The following is a 12912-nucleotide window of genomic DNA, read 5'->3' on the forward strand; positions in this document are numbered from 1 at the left end:
TCCCCCTACGCAAAACACACGGCCACATCATAAGGCCAAACGGTAGGCTTCAAATATTCCGTTGGTGCTACGCCGACGCACCTATTGTAACTAGTGCCTAGCCTCTGGGCCTGCGGCCGCATGCGACATACAACGTCAACCAAGGGATGCGGCCGCCCATCCAAGCGCCTCCCCGGGCGCTTCGGTGTCAAATCGGATCGGTGAAGCGCGGGCTTGCGTGGATAAAGACCCAGAGTTCCCGGCTGATCTGGACGATCTCGCGAATCGACTTCTCCAGTCGGGCGATCTCCTTCATGTCCAGCTGCTCTATCTTTCCGTACTTGACCTGCTTTTCGTCCTCGACGAGCCGCATCAGCTGCGTGCTGGAGATCTCGCCGTTTTCATCGAAGGAGTAGATACAGTGGTTGTACTTGTTGCGGGTCTTGGATTCCTTCTTCAGCCGCCCCATCAGCGCCAGCACGACCTTCCTGTCGGCTTCCGCCGCCGAGGGCAGTTTCGAAAGCCTCTCCACCAGATCGATGCGTGCCCTGGTGGTATTGAGCGTCAGGAAGACAATGATGGCCGCGTCCTTGTCCACGTTCAGCAGATGGCTGATGAGGTAGATCAGCAGGCTTTCGGTATTGGTCCAGACATAATTCAAACGCCCGACGCGCAAGAGAATATCGGACATAGCTGGCATCGTCCCGCCTCCCAAATCGCAAGTTTCGCCAAGCCGTAATCATAGAACAATCGTCAACGATAAACCCTGTCCATAGAGCATCGGCTGGTTACTTTCACGGCATGACTGAAATTTGGTCAAGCGTAACCTATGGTGGAGTGGCGTAGACGGATAACCCTCACCCGTATGCGCAGATAAGGCTTTCGGATGGCATCGACCGGCGACTCAGCGCTCCTTGAATGCACGCGACATGCTGTCGGCAATGGGCTTGGTGAGATAGTCGAAGAAGGTGCGTTCCGAGGTCTGGATCAGGACGTCGGCCGGCATGCCGGGCACGGGGTGGAAGCCGTGGATATGCTTCAGTTCGTCGTTCGTGATCTGAACGCGCACGATATAGACATCCTTCGCCTGCGTGCCGGCGCCTTCCTCGACGGAGTCGGCCGAGACGTAGAAGACCTTTCCGTTCAGGACCGGCGTGGTGCGGCGGTTCAGGGCCGAAAGCCGGATCGAGGCAGTCTGGCCCTCGTGCAGCTGGTCGATCGAGGTGCGCAAGACTTGCGCCTCGATGATCAGCGGGACATTCGCCGGGAGGATTTCCATGATCGGCTTGCCAGTCGTGATGACGCCGCCGGCGGTATGATAGTATGCACGGATGACGGTGCCGCCAACCGGCGAGCGGATGACAGTGCGCTCAAGAACGCCGGCGGCCTCGCGTACCTGTTCACGCACGCTTTCGAGATCCGATTCCGCGGTCTCCAGGGCATCCAGCGCCGCCTGTTTGTTGGCGTTGACCGCAATGATCGCCTCCTGGCGATAGCGCGCGATCTGGGCTTCGCTTTCGTTCATTTCACCCGTGAGCCTGGCGATGTCGCCCATCGCGTCGGCAATGGCGCGCTCGATCGCCAGCAGTTCGGACTTGCGCATGTATCCGACCTTCACCAGGCGTTCCTTTGAGTCGCGCTCTTCGCTGAGCAGGGCGAGCTGCCTTTCGAACGACGCCTTCTGGCCGTCATAGCCGCCGCTGCGGAATTCAAGCGACTTGATGTTCTTCTCGATGAGATTGAGCTGTTCCTGCAGCTTGATCTGCTTGCTGTGGAAGATGACGTTCTGGCTCTGGATGATGGTGTTGACCTCAGGGTCGTTCGCTTCCTTCATGACGATCGGCGGCATGTCGAAGGCACTGCTGCCCAGCGCTTCCGCCTTGAGCCTGGAGACCACGGCCTCGAGCCTGAGCCGGCGCAGCTTCAGCATGCGGTCATTTGCGAGCGCCGCCGTCGGGTCGAGCTTGACGAGGACATCGCCTTCCTTGACGACATCGCCTTCGGTCACCAGCAGTTCCTGGATGATGCCGCCCTCGAGATGCTGGATGATCTTGTTGTTGCCCGTGGCGACGAAACTGCCCTGGGCGATGACCGCGGAGGCGAGGGGGGCAGTTGCCGCCCAGTAGCCGAAGCCGCCGAACGAAGCGAGCAGGAGGGAAAGGCCGGCGAAGCTGTGAAGGCGGATCGAGCGCGGCACTTCGCTGTACCACTCGATCTGCGCCGACTGATGTGCCTTTTTGTTCTTGTTATCGTTTCTTGCCAGCATGGTCTTATCCCTGAAGCCTCGGTAGTTCCTGACCATTGTTTCCGTTCGACTTGCCCTTCAGCGCAGCCAGGACCTCGACGCGTTCGCCAAACATGGCGACCGATCCGTCCTTGAGCACGAGTATCTTGTCGACGCACTGCAGAAGGGCGGGCCGCTGCGTGATCGTCACGGTCGTGATGCCCTGCTTCTTGGCGTGGATGAGGGCCCGCGCCAGCGCTGCCTCGCCGTTGGAGTCGAGATTGGAATTCGGCTCGTCCAGCACGACGAATTTCGGATCGCCGAAGAAGGCGCGGGCAAGCGCGATGCGCTGCTTCTGGCCGCCGGAAAGCGGCGAGCCGTCGGCCGTGACCACGGTTTCGTAGCCCTGCGGGAAGGTGGCGATGAGTTCGTGGACGTCGGCGAGCACCGCGGCTTCGTAGATCAGCCTGTCTTCCACGTCGTCGCGCATGCGGCAGATGTTTGCCTTGATAGTTCCGGGAAAGAGCTGCACGTCCTGGGGCAGGTAGCCGATGCTTTCGCCGAACTGCCGCTGGTCCCAGTTGCGAAGATCCATGAGATCGAGGCGGACGTTGCCGGAAGTCGGGAGGATGGAGCCGACCAGCATCTTGCCGAGGGTCGTCTTGCCGGAACCCGAATTGCCGATGACTGCGAGCGACTCGCCCTTTTTCAGCGAGAAGGAAATGCCGTTGAGGATGACGCGCTTCTGCGGCGGCGGGACAAAGAGAATGCGTTCCACATCCAGCCGGCCTTCGGGGTTGGGCAGCCGCAGCCGCGGGAAATTCAGGGGCGAGCCCAGCAGGAGCTGCTTGATGCGACCATAGGCGGCGCGCGAGTGGTTGAACTGGTTCCATCCTTCGATCGCTCCCTCGACGGGTGCGAGCGCACGGCCGGAGACGATCGATGCGGCGATCACCATGCCACCGGTCAATTGGCCGGAGAGGGAAAGGTGAGCGCCCCATCCGAGCAGGACCACCTGCGTGATGAGGCGGCATGCCTTCGAAAGCCCCGAGAATACGATGTTCTTGTCCTGGGCCGCGACCTGGGACTTGAGCGAGCCAGCGGTTTCCCGCCCCCACATCTTCACCGCCTCAGGGATCATTGCGAGCGCATTGATGATCTGCGAGTTGCGCGACATGGAATCGAGGTGGAAGTTCGCGCGATTGAGATAAGCGTTGGCCTCGCCGAACTGCTTCGCCGTCATCTTCTGATTGAGATAGGCGATGAAGAACAGGACCCCGCAGCAGACCATGATGATCACGCCGAGGTGCGGATGCACGCAGTAGACCACGAGCACGAAGAGCGGCATCAGCGGCGCATCGAGAAAGGCAATCAGGGTACCTGACGTGATGAACGTGCGCAGCTGCTGCAGGTCCTGCAGGATCTGGTAATCCTTGCCGCTTCCGTGGAGCGAGGCGCGCGCCGCGGCGCTGAGGATCGGTGCGCCGAGCTGTACCTCCAGTTCGACGGCCGTCCTCGTGAGGATGAAGCGGCGGATCGAATCCATGATGACCTGCAGCAGAATGGCGCCGAGCACGGCGACCGTGAGCATGATCAGCGTGTCGATTGACCGGCTGGTGAGAACGCGATCGGAGATCTGGAACAGATAGAGCGGGATGGCGAGCACGAGTACGTTGATCGCAACGGTAAAGACCATCACGATCAGCATATTGCGTCGGACGGCCGCGATGCCGTTCTGCAGGCTCGTCGCGAAGTTAACCGGGCCGCTGCGCTTGTGGAAGATGTTGCCTTCGCCACCACCGCCGCCACCGCCACCACCTTTTCCGGTACCGTCGTTGTCATTATCGTTGCCACCGCCGCCGGCGCGGACACGACGCTCGTTCTCGGCGATCGGGCCGGGATTGTTGTCGATCGTTGGTGGCAGGATGGTCGGAGATCTGGTCTTCAGTTCGTCGCGGGCAGTCGGCTCGGACGGCGCTGCGCGCATGGTCGGCTCCTCGGGCGTCTTCGCTTCCGAGACGGGTGCCGCTTCGACAATTTCGGGCGCGGTCTCGACGACGGTCACGACCGGCGCGGCGGGTGCTAGTGTCTGCTCTATGGTGGCCTCCTGGGGCGCCCGCTCCGGGAAGGATGCGCGCGGCGGCTCGTACGAGAGGCTCGCAAGCTGCGTCAGCGTTTCCTGCCAGGGGCTTTTCTTGATTTCTGCAAAATCCTGTCCGTTGGTCGGTTCCGCGACTTGCGGTTCCCGCATCGCATTCTCCTCTTCGATGGGTGCAGGCTCTTCCGCGGACGGATGGCTCAACCTACGCAAATTTTCGACTGCCTCGTCGATTGCGGCTATGCAGGCATTGGCAAGCGCCTCTTCCTTCGGCTCGCCGCCATGGGATGCCGAATTCTGAAGATCCAGCGTCCTGCTTCCGAATGTCGTCAGGTTTGAAAGCTGGTTCATGTGGCGCAGTTCCCCCCTGCTCGCTTCTTCATTATTCTTATGCCACCACGTTCTGCATCACGTCGGCCGCGTGCCCATCCGCCCAGGAAAGGTCACGTCCCACATCGACCGTGGCATCCGTGCCGTCATGGTCGTTGTCGGAGAGGAACGCGATAACTTCGTTGGCCAATCGATCACTTGCCTGTTCCGGCTGGGAACCGTCGTTTTGCGACACATCATGATCGACCAGTCCGCCCTGGATGAGGATGGCATCGGAATAGACCTGTCCGCCAACATAGGTCGTCGTTCCGAAACTGTCGTAGTCGATGATCTGGGCTACGTTGGCGACCACGTTGCTTCCAGTATCAATCGTCATGATAGCGTCGGGAAGCTTGTCTATGATCGTGTTCGCGGCCTTCAGGACATCGTCGGAATCGCCGAGGATGCTGACCTGCTTGATCATGTTGACGCCGTAGAGATCGCCGGTGATATAAAGGATATTCAATCCCATATATCCCTGGAAGTCGGCCGCGGCCGAGAGGCTGGTCGGCATGTCCGGATTGCGTGACTCTATGCCGTTGACCGTGTCGATCACATAGTCCGGCATGGATTGGAACCGGTCGTTATCGCCGATGTTGTCGATCGAGGCCACGTTCCAGAGCAGGTTGCCACCCGAATGGACAGTGGTGTTCTGACCGTTGCCGTCTTCGCTGCGAACCGTATCGTTGTCGTAAAGCACCGAGATCTGGCTGATGACATTCATATCCAGGACGTTGCCGCCGACGATGACGAGGTCGTACTGCATGCCGAACCCGAAATAGGTCGCCAGGTTCACGGCGTCGTTGCCGCCCGTCAGTACCGATACTTCGGCACCCGACGTGGTCATGGTGATGGTGTCGTTGTCGCTGACGAAATGGTACTGTTCCGTCCAATGGACGAAGGAAACGTCGCCGTGGACGACGCTGACGCGCCAAGCCGATGGAAAGACTGGATCTTCCCCACTCGAACTTGACGCGCCACTGGCCCCCGCGCCGGCATCGTGGCTGGCCTCGTACTGGCCGCGTTCGAAGATCGCGATGTTCATGCCCATCGTTGCGGCGCTCGTGGATGTGGCGTCGTTTTTCGTCAGGCAGTCGTCGATCTTGTCGTCGTCGCTGTAGACGTAGACCTGTGAGATGACGTCGATCTGGTGGTAGTTGCCCATCACGGCCATGACCGGCGCGATCGTGCCTGTCTCCACCGTCGAGGCGATATTGATGACGAAATTGGCGCCGGCCTCGACCTCGGTTGTCGCAACGGCCGATCCCTCGTGATGAACCGTGGTCTGGCTGTCGTCGGGCTCTACCTCTTCACGTGAGGCTATACCGCGGTCGGGAACGAAATCCGACATCAGCGGCACGTCGTCAACCTCCTGCCCGTTCACGTATATCTTGTTGTCGATTTCGTCCGCCACCAGCACGAAGTCGACCTCGGTCCCGGGGCTCGGGGCGGCGGTCGTTTCATCGTCCTGCTGGTTCTCGGCGGTCTGTGCGTAATCGTGGATCTCATCGGCGATTTTCGTCAGTTCGGCAGGCGAGTCGGTCCGATGGAAGTCGCCAAAGGGGTCCAGGGCGTCGGCCCTCGCGGTCATCTGCCCCAGGTGTTCGCCGACATAGCTCGTGTCGCGGATCCGGTTGGGGCCGTCAGTCATGTTCAGGTAATCGTCGTCGCGCAATACGCCGGCCTGCGTGACATGGCTGACCGATGAGACGCTGGCGCTATGGACGACAAGTGGATCCTCCTCGTGCATCGCCTGCTCCGGCCTGTGCATCGAAGGGTAGTCGGCGTAATGGTAGGTGGTTTCTCCGCCAGTAGGGGGCATATAAGCCGCGCCCTGGGCGGCAAGGGCGGTCAACTTGTCGAGGCTCTCTTGGTATGTCTCGACGTATCTCCGGGCCATCAGGTTGTCGAAGTCGTGGCCATCGGGGGAGTATTTCACCCCGGGTGCATAGTCTTTCAGTTCCAGGGTCGAGGCAAAGTCGTCACGCGGTTGCTCTGCGGCTTGCTCATCCTGAATTTTGTCCGAGGGGGTTGCGCCGTCTGCATACTTCTGGCGCATCCTTATTTCTTCCGTCAGCGTATCGAACCACCCGACGAAATGGGCAATGATCTCGGAGACTTTTTCAGCGTGCATGACACGGCTCCCCTTCAGTCGCAAAAAGCCTGATTTTTACGAACTGAGCCGTCGGATCCCGTAGTTTGCCGATATTCCGGAAATCCAACTTCAAACCATCAACATGCACCGGCCTGGCGGCCGGTGCACCTTTTTCGGGCTTGAGAGGCTATCTTCAGGAGCCGGAGTCGTCGCCGACGTCCGAAACGTGGGAGTTGCCGCCCGTGACGGTAATGTCCACCGAGTTGGAGAACATGTTCGCGCCCTGGACCACTTCCAGATGGAACCCGGAATTGGCGAGGATGGCGGATGCGTCTGCCACGCTGCTGCCGTTGACGTCGTCACCGTTGTCGAGGTCCCAGCCCTTGTCGAAGCCCTTGCCATCCAGCTCTACGCCCGGATCGCTGTAGGCGCTGCCGCCGCTTGCCGAAAGCGTGTTGGTAGCACCGGCATTGTCCATCCTTACGCCATAGGCGGCGTCCTGATCGGCAATGTTGTGGGCCTGGACGATGCTGAAGCCGTCGCCGCTCAGCGAGCCGTTCAGGACGTTGTCCACGTTGAGGTTGAAGGAGAAGTCGTCACCGATGTTGAAGGTGAGATCTCCACCGGCGATGCCCAGGTTGCCAAAGTCCTTGACATCATCGACAACGCCCCAGTTCTGATCCGTATCGACGTCGGAATGGTAGCTGTAGCTGTTGTCGCGGTTGTCGCCATTCTCGTTGGCGTCATAGTCGTTGCTGATTTTGGTCTCAGTGTCGTTGTCGCTGATCGTCTTGATATCAGTGTCGTTGTCGCTGATGGTAGTCGTCTTCGTATCAACGTCGACCTTGCTGTCGTAGCTCCAGTCGTAGTCGCTGCTAGTCTTGGTGGTCGTATCGTTGTCGTTGATCGTGGTGTTGGTCGTCTTGATGTCAGTATCGACCTTGCTGTCGTAGCTCCAGTCGTACTGATTGTCGCGATTGTCGCCATTGTTGATGTTCGTGTCCGCGTCTACGTCCACGTTGGCCTTCACGTCGATATCGGTGTTGTTACGATCATCGCCGTTGGCAACACCGCCAACGTAGCCGGTCGAGTCATCCTCGATTTCAGTGCCGTTAATAGCACTCGCGGCAAGGCCGTCGGCAAGTGCGCCGACCTTGTTGTCTTCGATTTCAAGAGACATTTCCGGTTTCCTCCAGAAAAAAAAGCGGAGCCGCTCTCGAAATCCCTCTCATCTCGAATGGGATTATACTCGCGCGTGCTCCGACCCCTTTGCCACATCAGCAGACGTACTGAACACATACTCGCCCACTGTACTCGTTTACTTACGAACGCCGGTCTGTTTGATCAGACCTGTAGTCTTAGGATTTGCTTGCCGTTACCCGATATTTTAGGACGAACAAATCCGCTTGGATGCTTTCTCAGAGCACCAACTTCATTCCCCCGATACTTTGGTGAGTAGCGAGTTTTGAGATTTGCCGGTACGCGCTACGCAAACACCCCAGACGCTTGCGGCATTTCCCGGTCGCACAATCTGTGCAACGATCCGAGATTGATCCAGAAAGCGAGGTGCTGATAGATACCAATTCGGGCTAGCGCTATGGATGGGCGGATTCGCCCTTTTCCGGCCAAATCGGCAAAGCGCTTGATGCAAGCCGTTGTTTTGCAGTGATGTTTGCTCGGCTTAATCCGGAATTACGCGAGTTTTTCGAAAAGTGTCAAGTGACACATTCGGCGTTTCACGAAACCATAAGTATAATTTTCGACGTAGTGTCACCCGTCTTTTGGATGCATCGCGTACTCTTTACCTTAAACTCACTGTTCAACGCACGCATGTTGTAAAATAAAAATAACAATGTAAAACGTCACCTTAAGATACACTAATCGAACTTGCGGTTGCGGGCCATGTGCCGTCATCCGAGTTGGTGCGTAACTTTTTTGATCGCTTTGCATCCGCCGCGCAGTATTTCTGCTAGGGCCGGCGCGGTAATTCAGAATTGCTCGATTTTACCTTTAATGGCGTCTTTCATTTTACGCGGAAGGCGCCTTTTGTTTTTGCGAAAATTGTACGTAAAGGTTATTGCATCCTTTAAAATACAACCGATTTTTAGTGGTTTTTAGGGTTTTTTAAGCGAAAACTAATCCGTTTGGGCAATTTCATTTAAGCCAAACATGTATTAGCGTAATTAAGAAATTGCTAACTAATCGACTTTCGATCTGACGTTGTGGGCGTGCTTAACCAACATGACCAAGTAATGACTAGCCAAAGACTAGAGCCTAGTTTCCAGTGTAAGGTAGGGGGCGTAAGCAGATGTATATGGCGAGTGCAAGAGTCGGGGGCATGGACGAAAATCGAAATCTTGTTCCACTCAGAAATACGATTGTCCTGCTTGCGGACGCCGATCTCTTTTCGGAATGTCTGGCGCAGGCCCTTGCGGTCAAATTTCCCGATTGCGAGATCGTGAGCTTATCCGATCAAAAGGCTTTCCACGCCGGTGGCATCGAAGGAGTACGGCTTGTCCTGCTCTATCACATTGCCGCGGGCGAGGTGCACGACACGCTTCAGGCGTTGAGGACCAATTATCCTGATACCTCCGTCGGTCTCGTGGTCGAGGCGATAAACCTGCTCGACCCCTATGTCGCGCGTCTGGTGGAGGGCAGGAACATCGATGGCGTCCTGCCGCTTAACCTGCGCCTCGACGTATTCATGGCGGCCATAGAGCTCCTCATGAAGGGCGGGGAGCATTTCCCATCCGCGCTGCTGCGCAGGCTTGCGGTGCAGCCGCAAATGGCCGGCCAGTCGATGTATGGCGCTCCGGCGGCTCTTGCCGCAAGTTCGAGGCCCTATGCATCGTCGGCGGCGCCCGCCGGAAACATGATGTCGCTGACGACCCGTGAGGTGCAGATCCTGGATCTCATCTGCAAGGGGACGCAGAACAAGATCATCGCGGACCAGCTTCATCTTTCGGAAAACACGGTCAAGGTTCACGTGCGCAATATCTATAAGAAGATGAACGTCCGGAACCGCACCGAGGCAGCTTCGCGCTTCTTCAATTCCGACCCGGGACAGGACCGCGACCAGCTTCGCAAGTGGAACAATTAAGAGGCGATGAGGTGTCCTTGAACTCCACGGAGTTTAGGGAAAAATAACCATTCGATCCTCGTTGTCGAGGTAACTTGCGAGCAGCGACAAGACTTTCATGGCCGGCGATCGAAGCGCCGGCTTTACTGTTTGTGCCGCGCGGAATCTGCTCGCGAGGCCGGCGTTGTTAAATCCTTATTAGGGAAATCAGGTTTTTTCCCCAGGAAGTTGCGCGAGATCGGCACAACAGGCCCTTCACCGCGAAACGTGGCTCGGATATCGTTTTCGTGTCCTGCCGTGCCGCTCACCCGACTGGACGGGCCTATGGGTTGGTGCAAGCCGGATCAATGACCGGGCAGGAGAAGTGTCTGACAGCCGTTCACCGCAACCTTCGCTTCGCAGGACGCCAGCCGAGCGCGACGGCGCCTCGTCTCGGGAAACCTGGCGAGCCGGTCCGGAGGCCATCCGCAGCATGACTCTGAAGCCGGCAGTGCGCCAGAGCAGGGCGGTGTTCTGGATAACGGCAATCGCCTTTGGGTCGGTCATCGTTGCCACCGTTTTTCTCGCCAATGACATGCGCAACCTCAAGGCTCTCGTGCGGCACTACCATCTCGATTGGTTCGATCCGAAGCCCGCGCCGGCACCCTTACCCTCCGAGAAGACCAAAGGGCGCGTTCCCTCCCGGCAGCAGTTGCTCCGGCTCTTGGGGCCGGAGAGCAAGGTGGGCGGCGGTTTCCTTCGGGTATGGCCGGTTTCCGGTCCGGCCCTCTGTGAGAAGATGAACCAGACCGGTGTTTCCAACGATGGATGGAAGATGAGCGACTTCGACGCGGCGACATTCGAGTGCAGCTCCGAAACAAGTGTCGGGACACAGGGCGATGTCGCAAGCTTCGGTTCGTTCTTCGTGATCGTCAGGGGCGACCCCTCCGGACGGATCTCGCTGCTGCGGATCAAGGTGGTCATCCCGCCTTCGCCCGACGGCGAGGTGTTGCGCGAGCGGCTGCGCACCGTCTTTGACGCCGCGATGGAGCAGACTGCATGGTCCGACCTGAGCAACGCTTCCGCAGCGATCGGAAAGCTCGAGACGGTCAATGAAGGCGGCTTCGGCGCGACACTGACGTTCAATCGCGAATTTTCCAATCCGAACAGCTATAACCTCGCGCTGGCGGTGCAGCCGAAGACGGCCGGACAGCGGCGCACGGCCGATTACTTCAATGCGGATCGCTGGTTCGCTCTGGCGCCTGGCTTTGCCTCGAACTGAAGGCGTACGCCCGGCCATCAGAAAAAGACGCATAAAGCTAAAATTGCGCGGAACGACTTAAAAGCTCCGAGAGTCCTTATAGTTATGCTGCTGCCATGAAAGACAAGGCGGCCGCTGCGTTGCTTGTCGCCCGGCGGGACGACCGCAAGGGGATGTGGCTGGACATCAGGCTATCGGCCAATTCGGGATGGAGATAGGGCATGACGAAGCGAGCAGTTCTCACCTTCACAGTGATGGCAGCCCTGGCGGGCACTCCTGCTGCCTATGCCGCCGGCCCAGCCGGCATCGCCCGCACCTTCCAGAAAGCATCTGCGCTGAACTACTTCTCCGAGGGACGCCCGACGCTGGCTCCCTTCGCCCAGGTTCGCTTCTGCATGCAGAGCCCGGACGAGTGCCGGGCAAGCGATGGCGCGGAGATGATCGCGCTTGACGATGCCGCCTATCGCGAGCTTGCGCGGGTCAATGCATCGGTCAACCGTTCCATCGTGGCGGTCAATGACAGCGGAGACCTCGGCGATGTATGGCAGGTCGACGTCCAGAGCGGCGATTGCGAGGATTTCGCGCTGACCAAGCGCGATCGACTCATCAAGGCGGGGTGGTCGCCGCGGGCGCTGCGCATTGCCGTCGCCCACACGCCGGCAGGCGAAGGTCACGCAGTGCTCGCCGTCAGGACGGACAGGGGTGACCTCGTGCTCGACAATCGGACGAGCAGCATCCGTTCGTGGCGGGATACCGACCTGCGATGGGTAAAGATTCAGTCCGGTGAAGACCCGCATCGCTGGTACGAGCTCTAAAAGGCACTCCAGTCAGGCTGCGGACAACTCAAGAATCCCTCGCGAAAGGTCCGTCGGCTGACGTCGATGTCGGTGCGGGGTTATGTACGGCGCCGCGAGTTGCGTGCCAACGGGCGATAACTTATGCTTGCATCACCATTTTGAGTTAGTTGGCGTCAAGCAAAAATGAATTTAATCGTTGTTTCGTATCCTAGTCATAAACAATGCTAAGTCTGGCAAGAAAAATCCTGGGCAAGACGCTTTCATCACAGTCAAGGAGACGGGCGCGAGCCAGGATCTCCTATGGCGCGGACGAATTCAGCGCCATCTATGCGATCGGTGACGTTCACGGCTGTTATGGCCAGCTCATAGAGCTCGAGCAATTGCTCCTTGCTGACGGCGCGAGCATCGAAGGTCGCAAGCTGATCGTCATGCTCGGTGACTATGTGGACAGGGGCGCGCGCTCGAAGGATGTTCTCGAGCACCTGCGCAAGCCTCTTCCCGCCGGTTTCGAGCGGGTGACGCTTTGCGGCAATCACGAAGACGCCTTCCTCGATTTCCTGACTGCGTCAAAGCCCACCGGGGGCTGGCTTGAGCTTGGCGGGCAGGAAACGCTTTATTCCTATGGCATAGACGCCACGTACATCATGCGTCAGGGCGGTGGAATCCGTGCGGTCGCGGAAGCTGCGCGGCTGGCTGTTCCCCAGGCACACGTAAAGCTGCTTCAGGAAATGCCCATCGTTCTTTCGATCGGCACGGTGATATTCGTCCATGCGGGCATCCGTCCCGGCATTCCGCTCGACAAGCAGACCGATGACGACATGATGTGGATTCGGGAGCCTTTTCTATCGGAAGGCCCGGGTCTGCCGGTAAAGGTCGTCCATGGCCATACGCCTGGTCCGGAACCGGTCTTCGGGAAGGACCGCATCTGCATCGATACGGCGGCTTTTGCCACGGGCAAGCTCACAGCTCTCAAGGTTGCGGGCGGTGAAGTCTGGGTGATGTAGCCGCTTCGGGCTATGAAAGCGCGGCAT

At 58.6% G+C, this 12912-nt stretch carries 9 protein-coding genes; 4 read left to right on the top strand and 5 right to left on the bottom strand.

The features are described from left to right. Positions 1–187: 187 nt before the first annotated feature. From EV286_RS21090 to EV286_RS21110, 5 genes are all read right to left on the bottom strand, one after another. Positions 188–679, bottom strand: coding sequence for a hypothetical protein (locus EV286_RS21090; protein ID WP_132959128.1), 492 nt, complete (start codon positions 677–679; stop codon positions 188–190). A gap of 204 nt (positions 680–883) precedes the next feature. Further along, the gene (locus EV286_RS21095; protein WP_132959129.1) at positions 884–2245 is read right to left on the bottom strand and encodes an HlyD family type I secretion periplasmic adaptor subunit; all 1362 of its coding nucleotides are present in this window, start codon (positions 2243–2245) and stop codon (positions 884–886) included. A 4-nt stretch (positions 2246–2249) separates the two neighbouring features. Beyond that, complete coding sequence (locus EV286_RS21100) at positions 2250–4652, bottom strand: type I secretion system permease/ATPase (RefSeq protein ID WP_132959130.1); 2403 nt, start codon at positions 4650–4652, stop codon at positions 2250–2252. A 37-nt stretch (positions 4653–4689) separates the two neighbouring features. Then, positions 4690–6804: a hypothetical protein gene (locus tag EV286_RS21105; RefSeq protein ID WP_132959131.1), complete on the bottom strand. Its 2115-nt coding sequence runs from the start codon at positions 6802–6804 to the stop codon at positions 4690–4692. A gap of 154 nt (positions 6805–6958) precedes the next feature. Beyond that, a complete protein-coding gene (locus EV286_RS21110; RefSeq protein WP_132959132.1) occupies positions 6959–7945 on the bottom strand; it encodes a fibrinogen-binding protein in 987 nt (328 codons plus the stop codon). A 1128-nt stretch (positions 7946–9073) separates the two neighbouring features. Between EV286_RS21110 and EV286_RS21115 the strand changes: the two genes are divergently transcribed. The 4 genes from EV286_RS21115 (at position 9074) to EV286_RS21130 (ending at position 12885) form a co-directional block, all read left to right on the top strand. After that, on the top strand, positions 9074–9865 hold the full coding sequence (locus EV286_RS21115; RefSeq protein WP_132959133.1) for a response regulator transcription factor: 792 nt from the start codon (positions 9074–9076) through the stop codon (positions 9863–9865). Positions 9866–10316: 451 nt separating this feature from the next. Beyond that, on the top strand, positions 10317–11105 hold the full coding sequence (locus EV286_RS21120) for a DUF6030 family protein (protein ID WP_132959134.1): 789 nt from the start codon (positions 10317–10319) through the stop codon (positions 11103–11105). A 200-nt stretch (positions 11106–11305) separates the two neighbouring features. Further along, positions 11306–11899 carry a transglutaminase-like cysteine peptidase gene (locus tag EV286_RS21125; RefSeq protein ID WP_132959135.1) on the top strand — a complete coding sequence of 198 codons (594 nt, stop codon included), beginning with the start codon at positions 11306–11308 and terminating at the stop codon, positions 11897–11899. A gap of 203 nt (positions 11900–12102) precedes the next feature. Continuing rightward, positions 12103–12885 carry a metallophosphoesterase family protein gene (locus EV286_RS21130; RefSeq protein ID WP_132959136.1) on the top strand — a complete coding sequence of 261 codons (783 nt, stop codon included), beginning with the start codon at positions 12103–12105 and terminating at the stop codon, positions 12883–12885. The last annotated feature ends 27 nt before the right edge of the window (positions 12886–12912 follow it).

The sequence above is a fragment of the Rhizobium sp. BK251 genome (genome assembly GCF_004345245.1).
GTDB lineage: Bacteria > Pseudomonadota > Alphaproteobacteria > Rhizobiales > Rhizobiaceae > Rhizobium.